Source organism: Lachnospira rogosae (ex Hitch et al. 2025), from assembly GCF_040096455.1.
Lineage (GTDB): Bacteria > Bacillota > Clostridia > Lachnospirales > Lachnospiraceae > Lachnospira > Lachnospira rogosae.
Window position 1 is genome coordinate 55,024 of sequence record NZ_JBBMER010000003.1, and the last position, 14,879, is coordinate 69,902.

At 37.6% G+C, this 14,879-nt stretch carries 16 protein-coding genes; 11 read left to right on the forward strand and 5 right to left on the reverse strand.

Features of this window, described 5'->3' with window-relative positions; translation table 11 throughout:
• Nucleotides 1–24 precede the first annotated feature (24 nt).
• The 5 genes from WMO14_RS04555 to WMO14_RS04575 are packed head-to-tail and all read left to right on the forward strand — an operon-like array spanning nucleotide 25 to nucleotide 3,683.
• Entirely contained in the window at nucleotides 25–996 is a 972-nt protein-coding gene (locus WMO14_RS04555; protein WP_055173861.1) for an AIR synthase related protein, read from the forward strand.
• Nucleotides 997–1,019: 23 nt separating this feature from the next.
• Nucleotides 1,020–1,502 carry an Lrp/AsnC family transcriptional regulator gene (locus WMO14_RS04560; RefSeq protein WP_055173863.1) on the forward strand — a complete coding sequence of 161 codons (483 nt, stop codon included), beginning with the start codon at nucleotides 1,020–1,022 and terminating at the stop codon, nucleotides 1,500–1,502.
• On the forward strand, nucleotides 1,499–2,659 hold the full coding sequence (locus WMO14_RS04565; protein ID WP_055173865.1) for a pyridoxal phosphate-dependent aminotransferase: 1,161 nt from the start codon (nucleotides 1,499–1,501) through the stop codon (nucleotides 2,657–2,659). Before WMO14_RS04560 ends, WMO14_RS04565 begins: the two co-directional genes overlap by 4 nt.
• A 30-nt stretch (nucleotides 2,660–2,689) precedes the next feature.
• Complete coding sequence (locus WMO14_RS04570) at nucleotides 2,690–3,166, forward strand: chemotaxis protein CheX (protein ID WP_349153339.1); 477 nt, start codon at nucleotides 2,690–2,692, stop codon at nucleotides 3,164–3,166.
• A 22-nt stretch (nucleotides 3,167–3,188) separates the two neighbouring features.
• The gene (locus tag WMO14_RS04575) at nucleotides 3,189–3,683 is read left to right on the forward strand and encodes a tRNA (cytidine(34)-2'-O)-methyltransferase (RefSeq protein WP_022501628.1); all 495 of its coding nucleotides are present in this window, start codon (nucleotides 3,189–3,191) and stop codon (nucleotides 3,681–3,683) included.
• Nucleotides 3,684–3,891: 208 nt separating this feature from the next.
• Here WMO14_RS04575 and WMO14_RS04580 read toward each other — a convergent pair whose 3' ends face one another.
• Genes WMO14_RS04580 through WMO14_RS04590 form a run of 3 tightly spaced genes read right to left on the reverse strand, consistent with a single transcriptional unit; the run spans nucleotide 3,892 to nucleotide 8,432 of the window.
• A complete protein-coding gene (locus tag WMO14_RS04580; protein ID WP_349153340.1) occupies nucleotides 3,892–5,310 on the reverse strand; it encodes a HAMP domain-containing sensor histidine kinase in 1,419 nt (472 codons plus the stop codon).
• A gap of 17 nt (nucleotides 5,311–5,327) precedes the next feature.
• Complete coding sequence (locus WMO14_RS04585) at nucleotides 5,328–6,029, reverse strand: response regulator (RefSeq protein WP_022501632.1); 702 nt, start codon at nucleotides 6,027–6,029, stop codon at nucleotides 5,328–5,330.
• Between the two features lie 27 nt (nucleotides 6,030–6,056).
• On the reverse strand, nucleotides 6,057–8,432 hold the full coding sequence (locus tag WMO14_RS04590) for an endonuclease MutS2 (RefSeq protein ID WP_349153341.1): 2,376 nt from the start codon (nucleotides 8,430–8,432) through the stop codon (nucleotides 6,057–6,059).
• A 278-nt stretch (nucleotides 8,433–8,710) separates the two neighbouring features.
• On the opposite strand from WMO14_RS04590, the gene WMO14_RS04595 reads away from it, so the two are divergent.
• The 3 genes from WMO14_RS04595 to rlmD all read left to right on the forward strand — a co-directional run bounded on the left by WMO14_RS04595 (nucleotide 8,711) and on the right by rlmD (nucleotide 12,593).
• Entirely contained in the window at nucleotides 8,711–9,940 is a 1,230-nt protein-coding gene (locus WMO14_RS04595) for a S1C family serine protease (protein ID WP_055173872.1), read from the forward strand.
• A 101-nt stretch (nucleotides 9,941–10,041) separates the two neighbouring features.
• On the forward strand, nucleotides 10,042–10,983 hold the full coding sequence (locus tag WMO14_RS04600; RefSeq protein WP_022501635.1) for a 3'-5' exoribonuclease YhaM family protein: 942 nt from the start codon (nucleotides 10,042–10,044) through the stop codon (nucleotides 10,981–10,983).
• Between the two features lie 14 nt (nucleotides 10,984–10,997).
• Nucleotides 10,998–12,593 (forward strand): 23S rRNA (uracil(1939)-C(5))-methyltransferase RlmD, encoded by a 1,596-nt coding sequence (gene rlmD / locus WMO14_RS04605; RefSeq protein WP_349153342.1) that lies wholly within the window; start codon nucleotides 10,998–11,000, stop codon nucleotides 12,591–12,593.
• A 352-nt stretch (nucleotides 12,594–12,945) separates the two neighbouring features.
• Here rlmD and WMO14_RS04610 read toward each other — a convergent pair whose 3' ends face one another.
• Nucleotides 12,946–13,155 carry an Abi family protein gene (locus WMO14_RS04610; RefSeq protein WP_349153343.1) on the reverse strand — a complete coding sequence of 70 codons (210 nt, stop codon included), beginning with the start codon at nucleotides 13,153–13,155 and terminating at the stop codon, nucleotides 12,946–12,948.
• Between the two features lie 21 nt (nucleotides 13,156–13,176).
• The gene (locus tag WMO14_RS04615) at nucleotides 13,177–13,452 is read right to left on the reverse strand and encodes a hypothetical protein (RefSeq protein WP_349153344.1); all 276 of its coding nucleotides are present in this window, start codon (nucleotides 13,450–13,452) and stop codon (nucleotides 13,177–13,179) included.
• Between the two features lie 185 nt (nucleotides 13,453–13,637).
• On the opposite strand from WMO14_RS04615, the gene WMO14_RS04620 reads away from it, so the two are divergent.
• Genes WMO14_RS04620 through WMO14_RS04630 form a run of 3 tightly spaced genes read left to right on the forward strand, consistent with a single transcriptional unit; the run spans nucleotide 13,638 to nucleotide 14,869 of the window.
• Nucleotides 13,638–13,781 carry a hypothetical protein gene (locus WMO14_RS04620; protein WP_349153345.1) on the forward strand — a complete coding sequence of 48 codons (144 nt, stop codon included), beginning with the start codon at nucleotides 13,638–13,640 and terminating at the stop codon, nucleotides 13,779–13,781.
• Nucleotides 13,782–13,830: 49 nt separating this feature from the next.
• Complete coding sequence (locus tag WMO14_RS04625; RefSeq protein WP_349153346.1) at nucleotides 13,831–14,151, forward strand: helix-turn-helix domain-containing protein; 321 nt, start codon at nucleotides 13,831–13,833, stop codon at nucleotides 14,149–14,151.
• A complete protein-coding gene (locus WMO14_RS04630) occupies nucleotides 14,078–14,869 on the forward strand; it encodes a hypothetical protein (RefSeq protein WP_349153347.1) in 792 nt (263 codons plus the stop codon). The genes WMO14_RS04625 and WMO14_RS04630 overlap by 74 nt, the downstream gene beginning before the upstream one ends.
• Nucleotides 14,870–14,879: the final 10 nt, after the last annotated feature.

Below are 14,879 nucleotides of genomic sequence, written 5' to 3' on the forward strand. Positions count from 1 at the left end.
AAAAGCATAGAAACGAGGAATGATATGAAATTAGGCAAGGTATCAGATACAATTCTTTCAAGGTCTGTATTAAAGCCTCTTAACACTGTAAGAGGCCAGAAGGTTACACGTATGGATATTGGACAGGATGTGTCTGAGGTGGATATTAGAGAGCAGGGCGTGGATAAGACACTGTTAAGTGCGACAGCCTGTGGATATATGCCTCTTATTAAAGCTGTTAATAATATATATGCCGCTGGCGGTACACCCATAGCGGCAAGTGACTGCATAGTTATGCCAGAGCAGGCAAGGGAAATCCGTATAAGGGAAGTAATCGCAGGACTTACAAGACAGGCGGCGGTTACAGAAGTGCCAATAGCCGGAGGGCATACAACAGTCAGCGCTTCGGTCAGTGAGCCTGTAGTAACTGTTACAGTGCAGGGCTTAAGGGAAGACAATAGAAATGTTATTGAGGCAGGACAGCATATAATTGCCGCTGGCTGCATAGGAATAAGTGGAGTAAAGCAGTTAGTTGAAACTGATGAGCAGGCGGTATACGAAAGATATAGTAAAGACTGGGTAAGTAAGGCTGTTGGCGAAGATACAGATATGTATATAGGCGGAATGGTACAGCTTTTAAGGGACAATGGAATTAATTGTTATATGCACGATGTATCAGAGGGAGGAATATTTGGTGCGTTGTGGGATATGTGTGAATATGGCAATGTCGGACTTGATGTTGACATAAGAAGCATACCTGTAAGACAGGAGATTATAGAGATATGCGAATTATTCAATGTTAATCCGTATGAACTGCAATCTTTAGGTTGTTTATTAATGACAGCAGATAATGATTGTGATATTATTAATATACTTAACAGCAATAATATCCCAGCCGCAGTTATAGGAAGAATTGTGAATGGCAATCAGAGAATTCTTCATAATAAAGACGAAGAAAGATTTCTTACATTGCCTAATCAGGATGAGATATTCAGCTGTATAAAGACAGCACAATAATTTAATTGAAAGGGTATGATGATATGAGAGAGAAAATCCTTAACTTGTTAGAGAATAATGGTAGAATTGACATTCACGATATGTCCGTTATGCTTGGAGTCGCGCAGGAAGAAGTCGCGAATGAGATAGCAGATATGGAAAAGGAACATATTATCTGTGGTTATAATACCCTTATCAATTGGGATAAGACAGGCGATGAGAAAGTAACAGCACTTATTGAGGTAAAGGTTACACCTCAGAGAGGACTTGGTTTTGACAGCATTGCCGAGACAATTTACAAATACGATGAAGTTACATCAGTTTACCTTATGTCTGGCGGCTTTGATTTTACAGTTATTATTGAAGGAAAGACTATGAAGTCTGTTGCACAGTTTGTGGCGGCTAAGCTTGCACCACTTGATTCAGTGCTCAGTACATCAACACATTTTGTATTAAAGAAATACAAAGATTATGGAACTGTAATTGATGAAGAAGACAAGGATGAAAGGATGCTAGTAACACCATGAGAAATGCTTTATCTAAGAAAATAGTAGATATAGAGCCTTCAGGTATAAGAAAGTTCTTTGACGTAGTAAGTGAAATTCCAGATGCAATATCACTTGGCGTTGGTGAACCAGATTTTGATACGCCTTGGAATGTAAGGGAAGAAGGTATATACGCATTAGAGAAGGGAAGAACATTTTATACTTCTAATGCAGGACTTAAGGAATTAAGACAGGAAATAAGCAGATATGTTGCAAGAAAATATGATACACAGTATGACCCAATGAAGCAGGTACTTGTAACTGTGGGTGGAAGCGAGGCTATAGACGTAGCGTTAAGATGTATGGTTGACCCAGGTGATGAGGTGCTTATACCACAGCCAAGTTATGTATCATATCTTCCTTGTGCAGTTATGGCAGATGCTGTTCCTGTATTTATTAATCTTAAAGAGGAGAATCAGTTTAAGCTTACTAAGGAAGAACTGTTAGAGCATATTACGGATAAGACTAAGATTCTTATAATGCCATTTCCTAACAATCCGACAGGTGCTATTATGACAAGAGAAGAACTTATGGAGTTAGTGCCTGTTATTATAGAGAAGGATTTGTATGTTATATCAGATGAGATATATTCAGAGCTTACATATGGAGATAACAAGCACTGCTCAATAGCAAGCCTTCCTGGTATGAAAGAAAGAACTATTATGATAAATGGTTTCTCCAAGGCATTTGCTATGACAGGCTGGAGATTAGGTTATGCCTGTGGACCTGCTGAGATTATAAAGCAGATGATTAAGCTTCATCAATATGCGATTATGTGTGCACCAACTAACAGCCAGTTTGCCGCTGTTGAGGCATTAAGGAATTGTGATACAGAGGTAGAGAAGATGGTTACAGCCTACGACCAGAGAAGAAGGTTTCTTCTTCATGAGCTTAAGAGTATGGGAATAGACTGTTTTGAGCCATTTGGGGCATTCTATATATTTCCATCTATCAAGAAGTTTGGTATGACATCAGATGAATTTGCTAGCAGACTTCTAGAAGACCAGAAGCTTGCAGTTGTTCCTGGAACAGCATTTGGCAATAGCGGTGAGGGCTTTGTAAGAATATCGTACGCTTATTCAATTGAGAACCTTAAAGAAGGAATTAAGAGAATAAAGAACTTTATAGAAAAGTTATAAGTACATATTAACTACAATGGAGGAAGAATTATGGCAGGAATGAACGCAGATTTTATCAATCCATTTTTAATGTCAGCGACTAAGATAATGCAGGAAATATGTCAGACAGAGATGAAGATAGGAAAGCCTTATGTCAAGACAACAGAATTCGAGAATGAGTCGGTTGCAGTTATGATAGGTATAACAGGTGAGTTAAAGGGTCAGGTTATTATGGCATTTGAGTTTAATAAGGCATTGGACGTGGCATCTAAGATGATGATGGGTATGCCGGTAACTGCACTTGATGATATGTCTATAAGTGCAATAAGTGAGCTTGGTAATATGATTATGGGTAATGCTGCAACAATATTCTCAACAAAGGGATATGTTATAGATATTACACCACCAAGTGTATGTCACGGAGATATGACTATTACACAGTCATATACACAGAATATATGTGTGCCTATCCATTCAGGTGACGAAGTGGCACTTGAACTTAATATAGCTGTAATAGCAGAACAGTAAAGAATTATAAGGAAAGATAATTATGTTAAATATAGTATTACATGAGCCAGAGATGCCTGCTAATACTGGCAATATAGGAAGAACCTGTGTAGCGGCAGGCGCACGATTACATTTAATTGAGCCGCTTGGGTTCAGCCTTAATGAGAAAATGCTTAAAAGAGCGGGACTTGATTACTGGGATAAGCTTGATGTGACAGTATATAATGATTATGAAGATTTTCTTAACCGTAATCCGGGCGCTAAGATATATATGGCAACTACTAAGGCACATCATACATACGCTGATGTGAAGTATGAAGACGACTGCTATATTATGTTCGGAAAGGAAAGTGCGGGAATACCAGAGGATATACTTGTAGACCACGAGGATACCTGTATAAGGATACCGATGATTGGAGATATCCGTTCCCTTAATCTTTCTAATTCAGTGGCAATAGTGGCTTACGAGGCATTAAGACAGCACGGCTTTGAGAATATGAGCTTGTCAGGAGAATTGCATAAGCTTCATTGGAAGTAATTAATTATAATGGGATGAGGGTACATTTTATGTATCCTTATCCTTTGTAATATACAGAAATATCAGATGAGTAAGGCGTATTGGATACAGGAGTTGCGAAACGTATGAGAAACAACAGCAATACCATTAATTTTTATGTGAAAGAATATATAAGAGAGAAGTTAGAAAGCTCTCTTATATATTCATAGAGAATCGTTGGTTATTAACATTACCCCTTTGCAAGTGGCAGTGTAAATATAAACTCTGTTCCCACATCTGCAGTACTGATTACATCGATATGTTCCTCGTGTGCCTGAATTATTTCCTTGGTTATGGATAGTCCAAGTCCAGACCCTTTCTTGTCACGGCCTCTTGAGGCATCTGATTTATAAAATCTATCCCATATTTTATCAATATCTTTCTTGGCAATTCCGCTTCCAGTATCTTTAATGGATATCTGGGCTTTATCACCTTTTTCTTTGACAGTTACATATATAAAGGAGTTATCGTGGCTGAATTTGATTGCGTTATCTACAAGGTTGTATATAACCTGTTGTATTTTACCTTTGTCAGCTTTGACATTAAGTGCTGTGCCAGAGAATGTCAGGCTGAACTTAATGCCTTTCTTTTTACACGAACCCTCAAGAGTTTCTATTGTATGCTTTATTACTGAGTTAATATCAAATGTTGTAATCTCAAGGCGGACAGTCTTAGGGTCAAGTTCATTAAGCGTAAGTATATTGCTTGTAAGCTTGGTAAGTCGTTCGGTTTCAAATAATACAATATTAATGTATTTATTAATCATCTCCGGTGGTACTGTTCCGTCCTCAATGGCTTCAAGGTAGCCTTTTATTGAAGTAAGAGGCGAACGGAAGTCGTGCGAAATATTGGATAAGAACTTCTGCTGGAACCGGTCCATTTCGTTAAGTTCTTTTGCCATATAATCTAGAGAAGCCGCCAGACGTCCGATTTCATCATTGTGGTGTATCTTAATGCGGTAGGAAAGATTACCTTTTCCATATTCTTCAGTAGCCTTGGTAAGCTCATTGATAGGCTTGTGAATATGTATGAAATATAGCACCAGCATAGAAAGTGAAAGCAGCATAGCAATCACCAGTGTAAGATAGTTGGTGTTAAATGTATCATATACCCTGTCAGTTATGACAGTTTCAGGCATATTGATGACAACATAGCCTTTCATTGTGAAATTGCTGGCAATAGGAAAATATGCACTTACAACAGTTTCGTCAAATACACCATAGAAATCACCTGTCTGTGTGTGTGCACCTTTAAGTCTGCCATAATCAAAATCCTTAAGTTCATATAGATAACCATTAGAATCTGCTGTTCCAGAAAATCCAGTATCTAACATAACATCACCGAATGGGCTTACGAACATAATTCTTGTGTGGTTGAGTTCAGATACTATTTTAAGGTCAGCTTCTATGCCTGAAAGATATTCTGGCGTGAAGGTATCTTTTGCAAATGTGCCGGCAATTTCGTTAGCCTGCTGGTAAAGCACTTCAGAATAATAGTCATATACTTTATTATAATCGTGCCTGAAACATATTGTTGTTACAGCTATAAATCCTACAACAGCAATTATTATATATAGAGTTATCTGTTTGGTAAGCATATTATATTTCATATTGAGTCCGTTCCTGCTTATTTAGTCACAAATTTGTAGCCAATTCCCCATACGGTTTCAATCGACCATTTATCGTGGTCTTTAATCTTTTCACGAATTCGTTTGATGTGCACATCGACAGTACGGGTATCGCCAATGTAATCATAGCCCCAGATATTGTCAAGAAGCTGTTCTCGTGTGAACACCTGATTAGGTGCAGACGCAAGGAAGTATAAAAGTTCAAGTTCTTTAGGCGGCATTTCTACAGCCTTTTTATCATAAGTAACTGAGTAATTGTCAAGATTGACAATTAAGTCAGGATACGTTACACATCTGGCATTTTCTGATGGTGCAACGGTAGTCTGTGGAAGATGATAACGTCTTAATACAGCTTTAACACGTGCGACAAGTTCTTTTGTTTCAAATGGCTTGATAATATAATCATCAGCACCAAGCTCCAGACCTAATACCTTGTCAAATGTTTCGCCCTTAGCTGAAAGCATAATTATTGGCGTATTATTATTCTTCCTGATTTCACGGCATACCTGATATCCGTCAATACCAGGAAGCATAAGGTCTAACAGAATGAGGTTAGGCTTGAATGTAGAAAGGTTATCAAGTGCACTTTCGCCGTCATATACAATCTTAGTTTCAAAACATTCTTTTGTAAGATAGAGTGAGATGAGTTCAGCTATATTCTCATCATCATCTACGATTAAAATTCGTTGTTTAGCAACCATATGTGCCTCCATATACAATATTTATAGTTAATCTTTAAATGTTACAATTGTAACACCTTCTGCACCCTCGCCAATCTGTCCAAGGCGGAATTCTTTAATATAAGGAACCCCGTGCAGATAAGAAGTTATACCAGAGCGTAGAGCACCTGTTCCCTTGCCGTGAACAATTCGTACCTGCGGAATTCTGGCAATATAGGCATCATCAAGATATTTGTCAAGAACGGCAATAGCTTCATCAACAGTGTATCCAAGAAGATTAATCTCAGAAGATACAGAAGATGATTTTGACATCTTGATTTTACCTGAGCCACCAGCACCCTTAGGCTTAGAACTTGTTTCAGCAGGATCCTTATAGCCTTTAAGTATGGCAAGATTTTTAATATCCATTTTAGTGCTTAAGCTTCCTACAAGTACAGTAACCTGGTTTTTGTTCTTATGAATCTGGGATACAGTACCTATGACGTTCATTGTAAGAACCTTAACGTGCATACCAACCTTGAATTCAGATATATCGTGAGCCTTATGCTCGCTTATGTTGTTGGCAGGTTCAATCTTTAACTTTTCCTGCCGCTTATTCATTTTCTCACGGATAGCACTGCGGTGTTTCTCAAGCTCTTTTACAGTCATACCATGCTTGTTCATAGCATTAATTGTCTTATCAGCATACTCTTTCGCATCTTTAAGTATACGTGCAGCTTCTTCGTTAGCTTTTCTTATAATATTGTCAGTACGTTCATCAAGACGTTCAGTTTTTTTGGTAAGTTCAGACTTTAACTGGGCAATCTGTGCTTTGTACTCATTTAATTCCTCACGCTCACGTTCAATTGTAACACGGCTTTGTTCAAGATCAGTTACAAGGTCTTCAAATTTGATATCTTCAGAGTCAAGACGGCGTGAAGCATCATTAATTATATTGTCAGAAAGTCCAAGCTTTTTGGAAATGGCAAATGCATTACTCTTTCCAGGAACTCCGATAAGAAGCCTATAAGTAGGGCGGAGTGACTGTACATCAAATTCACAGCAGGCATTTTCCACGCCATCGGTTGTGAGTGCATACATTTTAATCTCGCTGTAATGTGTTGTTGCCATTGTTGTAATATTACGTCTGTGAAGGCTGTCAAGTATAGCAATTGCAAGGGCTGCACCTTCTGTAGGGTCAGTACCAGCACCAATCTCATCGAATAAAATGAGACTGTTGCTGTCAGCTTTTTTAAGAATATCGACAGTATTAGTCATATGTGAGCTGAATGTACTAAGGCTCTGTTCAATACTCTGTTCATCGCCGATATCAGCAAATATATTGTCAAATACAGCTATGTCGGAATGTTCCAGTGCTGGAATATTAAGTCCGGCCTGAGCCATAAGAGTAAGAAGTCCGACAGTCTTTAAGGATACGGTCTTACCACCGGTATTAGGTCCTGTTATGATAAGAAGGTTAAAATCTGTACCGAGATAAATGTCTATAGGCACGACAGTATGCGGCTCAATAAGAGGATGTCGTCCTTTTTTAATATTTACTATACCTTTGTTATTCATAACAGGGCGGCTGCAATTAAAATGCCTTGATAAAAGTGCTTTGGCGAATATGCAGTCAAGATTGGTAAGTATCTCATAGTCTGAAAGCAGTGAATCGGTATATTCTGCAGCTTTTGCACTTAAATCTGCAAGAATAACTTCAATCTCAGCCTGTTCCTTAAGTTCAAGCTCTCTTATATCATTGTTAAGCTTGACAACTGCGGCAGGCTCAATAAATACAGTAGAACCGGTCGATGACTGGTCATGAACCATACCAGGCATAAGTGATTTGTATTCAGCTTTAACAGGCAGACAGAAACGTCCCTGTCTTGTTGTTATCACATAATCCTGAAGATAAGTTCTTGTAGATGGTGAATTCAATATTTTATTAAGTTCAGTGTGTATGCGGTCAGCAGCTATATTTTTCTGACGTCTTATGCTGCGGAGGTTCGCACTTGCATCATCACTGATTTCATCTTCTGATATAATACATTTCTTAATTGCGTTATTAAGAAGTGTAACAGGGTCAAGCATGTCTATTAAAGGTTGTATTGAGTCAGCACGCTGTTCATAGTATCCCTTTATGCGGGCAGCACATTCTAATAACATAGATATGTTAAGAAGCTCAAGTGCATTAAGAGAGCTTCCGACTTTAAGTCTTGCAATGCTTCCCCTGATATCTTTTATCCTTGAGAAATCCACGCTTCCCTTCTGGTATACACGGGTAAGTGCATCATTAGTATAATCAAGTGCTGTATTGATTTTGTCTATGTCAGTCATAGGCTCAAGCTTATGAAGTACCTGCTTTGCACCGTCAGAACAGGCAAAAGATACAAGACGAGATATTATTTTATTATATTCAAGTGTTGATAATGATTTATTATTCAATGTAATACTCCTGTCATTTCAAATAATAATTATTATATGTCTGCTATTAGTGATAAAAGCTGACAATCCTCTCTTATTATATACTAAAACCGATTAAAACCATAGGATAAATTTAAGAAAGAGCCGACTTTTTAACATCTATGTCATAGTTTGTTCATAAACATAGTGTATACTTTATTTATATTGCGTAATAACCGGATAGTCAGAAGAAAAATGTACTTGTGATTTAACATATCAGATGCGTAAGCATCTGTTAATGAATAAGAATGAGGGATAATATGGAACATAAAGATACTGAGCAGAAATACGATTTATATACGGAAAAGATTGTATTAAGTCCTAAGGTTAAATATAAGAATCTTATAAGAACAATTAAGATACTTATATTGATAATAATAGCAGGAGTGGTGTATATAGCGGCTGACAAGCTTATTGTGCCGTCAGTAAAGGCGAAGTTTGATAAGAAGAAAGCAGAACAGGATAGAATTGAATTCACAAGAGATGAATATCCGGAGCCTGTTGTTGTTGAGGATGAAGAAGGACAGCCACAGATTAAGAAGGATTATGATACATTAATGCAGTCGTTAAGAACGAAGGTAGATGATGTGCAGAAGTCAGTTGTCATAATTCAGGAAAGCACGGAAGGGCTTAATTATGAGAATTATATTGAGAACAGGGAAAATGTAACATCTACGGCAGGACTTATTGTTGCCTATGTGAATTCAAGATATATTATACTTACATCAAAGAAATATACTGATAATACTGCGGATATAAGTGTTAAGGTTAATGATAATGAATATAAGGCGGTATATGTGTGCTCAGACAGTAATACAGGTATAAGTATAATAAGTGTTGATGCTGAACAGATGAGTGAGGACGACAGGACAAGCATAGAGGTATCAGTTCTTAGTAATTCATATATACTTAACAAGGGTGAGCTTGTAATTGCCGCAGGCAATATATATGGAACGGATGGGGCAGTAGATTATGGAACTATAACCAATATCAGCTCGTACAGCCTTATAGATAATAATGTAGACATATTTGAAACTAATCTTACAGCCAAAGATGAAGATTACGCATTTTTATTTAATTCGGACGGCAATGTTGTAGGAATATCTGTACACAGTAATAAAGATGTCAAGCTTAAGTTTATGGGAATATCAGATCTTAAAGGTACTATTGAGAATATGATAAACCGTCAGGAGATTATGTATTTTGGTATTAAAGCAGAGAATGTAGACAATGAATTGGCAGATAAATACAGTCTTACAACAGGAATATATATACTTGCAGTTGAGCAGGAGTCGCCGGCATATCAGGCAGGACTTCAGACAGGAGATGTAATTGTAGAGGTAAATGGCGAGGAATGTCTTACTATGCAGAAGCTGAATGAGAAGCTGTACAGATGCCAGTCAGGACAGAGCGTTAATGTCCTTGTAAAAAGGCTTGGTAAATCAGGGTATTTTGAAGTATCTTATGATGTCAATGTGGAATACAGATAAAGCAGCTACTTGACAGTACAGAGTAGAATTAAATAGTTGAGATAAGAATATAATAAGATTAATTGAAATCAGAGAGAAATCTGATTGAATGGAGGAAGAGTATGCGTTATATAGAAACATTTAAAGACGGAGACAGAATTTCAGAGGTATACCTGTGTAAATCCAAGTCATCAGCACTTACTAAGGCTGGAAAAGAATACGAGAATGTTATACTTATAGATAAGACAGGACAGATAGATTCAAAGATATGGGACGTTAATTCAGGTGGAATATGCGATTTTGAAGTTAATGATTATGTATTTGTTAATGGACAGGTTACAAGTTATAATGGTGCATTACAGTTTAAAATAGAAAGAATTCGTGTGGCAGCAGAGGATGAGTACACACCAACAGATTATATTCCATCTTCAAGATATGATATAGAGCAGATGTATGAGGAATTATTAGGATTCGTAAGAAGTGTAGATAATCCATACATAAAGCAGCTTTTGGAAGCATTTTTCGTTGAAGATGAAGCATTTATTAAAAAGTTCAAGAATACGTCAGCAGCCAAGACAGTACATCACGGATTTATGGGTGGACTGCTTGAACACAGCCTAAGTGTTACAAGATTATGTGCAAAGATGAGTGAGAATTACGATTTTCTTAACAGGGATCTGCTTATAAGCTGTGCAATGCTTCACGATGTAGGCAAGGTAAGGGAATTAAGTGAATTTCCAAGAAATGACTACACAGATGAGGGAAATTTTATAGGACATATAGTGATTGGCTACGAAATGGTTATTGAAAAAATCAGACATATACCAGATTTTCCAGAGATATTAGCTAATGAGGTTGGTCATTGTATATTATCACATCACGGTGAGTTAGAATATGGTTCACCTAAGAAGCCGGCAATAGCAGAAGCAATAGCACTTTCTATGGCAGATAATATGGATGCAAAGCTTGAAACTTTAAGGGAATGTCTTGAAGCCAAAGACACTAATGACTGGCTTGGATTTAACAGATGGCTTGAATCCAACATAAGAAGAACAAGTTGTTAATGTGAGGAACAGTTATGGCATATAGTAAGAATGATATTGTACAGGTTACAATAGAGGATATAGGAGTAACAGGAGAAGGAATAGGCAAGATAGACGGCTATACATTATTTGTAAAAGACACAGTCATAGGTGATGTAGTAGAAGTTAAGATTATGAAGGCAAAGAAGAATTACGGATATGCCAGACTTATGAATATCATAACACCGTCAAAGGACAGGGTTACACCGGAATGTAATATAGCAAGGCAGTGTGGCGGCTGTCAGTTACAGGCTATGAGTTACGCTGCACAGCTTAAGTACAAACAGAAGCTTGTCAGTGATAATTTACAGAGAATAGGTGGACTTACAGAAGGCGTAGATTATGAAATGTGTGACATTCTTGGTATGGACACGCCATTCAGATACCGCAACAAAGCACAGTATCCTGTAGGTGAGGATAAAGACGGTAATATTATTATGGGATTTTACGCAGGTCATACACATTCAATAATTCCTTGTGATGACTGCCTTTTAGGTGATGAGGATAACTCTGTAATATTAACAGCCGTCAAGCAGTGGATGAAAGATTACAGGGTAAGAGCCTATAACGAGAATATCCATAAGGGAACTTTAAGACATATACTTATAAGAACAGGATTTCATACTGATGAGATTATGGTCTGTCTTGTTACTAAGAAAATGTTAAGAAAAGAGGCGGCAGATGGACTTGTAAGAGTGATTGAGCGGCTTAATAGTGGCAGTTCAGCAAGTGATAATATTTCATCAGGTAGTGATAATAATACAAGTAATAACAGTGGAAGAAAGTTAAATATAGCTTCGCTGGTTGTCAATATTAATAAAGAGGATACTAATGTAATACTTGGCAGGGAATGTGTAACTCTTTATGGAAGACCTTATATAGAAGATTACATTGGAGATATAAAGTTCCAGATATCACCGCTTTCATTCTTTCAGGTTAATCCTAAACAGACAGAAGTGCTTTATAACAAAGCATTGGAATTTGCTAATCTTACAGGCAATGAGGCAGTGTGGGATCTGTATTGTGGAATAGGAACAATCTCGTTATTTTTGGCAAAAAATGCAGGAATGGTATACGGTGTAGAGATAGTTCCACAGGCGATTGAAGATGCGAAGAATAACGCGGGGCTTAACGGAATAGATAATGCAGAGTTCTTTGTAGGAAAGGCAGAAGAAGTAGTCACAGCATTTTATGAAAGCAGGAAAGCAGATGATGGTACAGGTCACAATATGACAAGACCAGATGTTATAGTGGTAGACCCACCAAGAAAAGGCTGTGATGAGAAGCTTCTGGATACTATTGTTACAATGTCACCACAGAGAGTTGTGTATGTAAGCTGTGATTCGGCAACACTTGCAAGGGATTTAAAGGTGTTATCGGAGCGTGGATATAAGATTGTGAAAGTACAGCCGGTTGACCAGTTTGCTAATACAGTCCATGTGGAAACGTGCGTTTTATTGTCCCGAAAGGCTCCAGATGCCGAAATTAAGGTGAGATTGGATATGTCGGAATTAGACATAACAAGTGCAGAAAGCAAGGCAAAAGTGCCACAAGTAACTGCTGAAAAAAGGGAAGCTATTATAGATTATTAAAAATTAAAGAGGAGCCGAATCACTCCGACTCCTCCAAGTATGTGTCCGCAAACACATACCCCAATTGCTATCTATAATATACTATAGGCATGTAAAATATGCAAGCATTATATGGAATTTTTTAAGATGTTTAAGCGAGAGAACAAATCAGGATGAATCGTAATAGCTGAAACATTCGGGTTTACAGAAGATTCGTATTCTCTTGTAATCTTTTCAAATTCACGGATGAATGATTTGATCTCTGTTTTAGAGACTTTCAGTAATTTTAAGTAATAACAGATAAGGATGATGTAATCGCCGATTGTTTTGAAATTTATGTACGGCATCCCCATTTCTAAAATCAGGCATTGTTTCATTGGTCTTGAAGGGTCCATTTTTTGAAACGGGTATCATATACCACATCGTTGTGAGCAATGGCATTTCTTAAATCTTTTAAGGCATATACGTATTTATAAAGTAATTCCCGGTAAGTATCACTTGATAGATTGATGCCGATTGCACGGGATACTTTTTCACGCATATCAATGGTTAGGCATGAAAGCAAATATCCAAAATCGCCCATAGTGAGAATTTCAAATATTGCTCATAAAGGAACTTCATTGTAATTGACATTGTTGTAAAAATGAGTGATTTTCGGATTTTCTTTTCGGTATGCAGTAGCAATGGCATTTTGTATGGAGCCTTGAAGATTTAGTTTGTTTTTCTGGTATTTCTTTTTTATATCTTCACGGGTTCCGGCTGGTGCATTTTTGTAGATGCTGATTGCTTTATCGTACATATCATAGATACTGCTGGAATCAATTTCTGACATAATGGTGTTCAAAGCAATATTTTTAAGCGCAGTTTCTATAAACATCATTTTTCTGTTTCAGCAGTTCTTGATATTCAGCTTTTAGCTTATCAACATTCAATCCTTTTAAGTTTATCCCTGTCTGCTCAAGTACACGCCTTGCACCGCCATATAGAATGAGCTGGCTTTCGTAATGGCGGAATTTACTGATTTGGTTGTTTTTTCTCTGTCTATGAGGACATGGAGCAAGGAGAATGAAGATGGAGATTGTGTTGTTAGGTGTGATCATTGTCACCTTCCTGTTTTTTGTATTTCTGGTATGCTGTTTTGTTCTGTCAGCAAAAGAACTGGAAGAGAAAATAGGGAATCTTGGATATGAAAAAAAAGAGAGGAATTGAACAGATGGATGTAGCAGAAAAAATCAGATATTTTCGTTAACAAAAAGGGTTGTCGCAGGAACAGCTTGGGAAAAGAGCATGCATTCACGAAAACACCATCCGGAAGTATGAACTGGGTATAAGAAAACCAAAGCTTGACCAGTTAAAGAAGATAGTCGGTGGGCTTGGGGTTAGTGTAATAGAATTTATAGATATTGAGATTGAGAATGAAGCGGATTTGATTGCAGTGTTGAAAAAATCAGTCCGTTTTTTAAATGGGAAAACATCGGAAGAATATTGGAACAGGGGGAACAGAGATGATTGTAGTTTATTTTCTGGCAGCGCAGGTAGTTATGGCATTGTTTTTTTATCCATTGTTGGTTGTCGGTAAAATGGCAGATGAAGAAAAGGGGATTTTATTTGAACGTAGATTTCAGGAGAATGAGAAGAAAGAATTGGAGGATAAGATGCAGAGAGATGTTTTAAGAACGATTGAGAAAGAGATCAGCAATGGGAGTGCACCGGTACATTTTGAAGGAATGGAATTTGAGAAAGACAGTTACCATCTGGTTGACAGTCAGGTCAAAATGAACCTGCTTCTTGATTATTTTTTCCGTGTTGGAGAGTATGGAGGTATTGCTGGCAAGCTGTTGAAAAGCAATGTTTACATGGAGGCTGCAGGAAAAAAGCCGACCTTCCGGACAGCAAAATCGGAGTTTGACAGAAAACGGATGGAAATGGCGGCAAAGCTGTGGATTAAGAAAAAACAGCCATCTTTTGACGGGGATGTGTATGTGGAAAATGTGAAGTGTGTCCTGAGTCTGACAGAGGAAGAAAAGGAAAAGAGGAAATGCAGAGTAAATGGAGAAGAGACTACGGCACTGATTTTCAGTAGAAAGCATCTGGCAGCATTGTATCTGCAGTGTTTGATGTATCGGAAAGAATTGGCATTGCAGAAAGGTTCATTGGATGATATGTCGGAGATTTGTAATCGGATTTATCGGTTGGAGAATTTGGACGTTTTATTTCAGTGCCTGTTGCTAGATCAGATGGAGCGGAATTCATGGGGAGTGTACGTGAATCTTAGCACGTTGTATCTATGCAAGTAAAAACATATTA

Excerpts from the sequence above, each read along its gene's own strand:
- WMO14_RS04560 (WP_055173863.1), top strand. The coding sequence starts at position 1,020 with ATGAGAGAGAAAATCCTTAACTTGTTAGAGAATAATGGTAGAATTGAC.
- WMO14_RS04555 (WP_055173861.1), top strand. The coding sequence starts at position 25 with ATGAAATTAGGCAAGGTATCAGATACAATTCTTTCAAGGTCTGTATTA.
- WMO14_RS04610 (WP_349153343.1), bottom strand. The coding sequence starts at position 13,155 with ATGGGCGATTTTGGATATTTGCTTTCATGCCTAACCATTGATATGCGT.
- WMO14_RS04630 (WP_349153347.1), top strand. The coding sequence starts at position 14,078 with ATGATTGTAGTTTATTTTCTGGCAGCGCAGGTAGTTATGGCATTGTTT.
- WMO14_RS04595 (WP_055173872.1), top strand. The coding sequence starts at position 8,711 with ATGGAACATAAAGATACTGAGCAGAAATACGATTTATATACGGAAAAG.
- WMO14_RS04570 (WP_349153339.1), top strand. The coding sequence starts at position 2,690 with ATGGCAGGAATGAACGCAGATTTTATCAATCCATTTTTAATGTCAGCG.
- WMO14_RS04575 (WP_022501628.1), top strand. The coding sequence starts at position 3,189 with ATGTTAAATATAGTATTACATGAGCCAGAGATGCCTGCTAATACTGGC.
- rlmD (WP_349153342.1), top strand. The coding sequence starts at position 10,998 with ATGGCATATAGTAAGAATGATATTGTACAGGTTACAATAGAGGATATA.
- WMO14_RS04620 (WP_349153345.1), top strand. The coding sequence starts at position 13,638 with ATGAAGATGGAGATTGTGTTGTTAGGTGTGATCATTGTCACCTTCCTG.
- WMO14_RS04565 (WP_055173865.1), top strand. The coding sequence starts at position 1,499 with ATGAGAAATGCTTTATCTAAGAAAATAGTAGATATAGAGCCTTCAGGT.
- WMO14_RS04600 (WP_022501635.1), top strand. The coding sequence starts at position 10,042 with ATGCGTTATATAGAAACATTTAAAGACGGAGACAGAATTTCAGAGGTA.
- WMO14_RS04585 (WP_022501632.1), bottom strand. The coding sequence starts at position 6,029 with ATGGTTGCTAAACAACGAATTTTAATCGTAGATGATGATGAGAATATA.
- WMO14_RS04615 (WP_349153344.1), bottom strand. The coding sequence starts at position 13,452 with ATGATGTTTATAGAAACTGCGCTTAAAAATATTGCTTTGAACACCATT.
- WMO14_RS04580 (WP_349153340.1), bottom strand. The coding sequence starts at position 5,310 with ATGAAATATAATATGCTTACCAAACAGATAACTCTATATATAATAATT.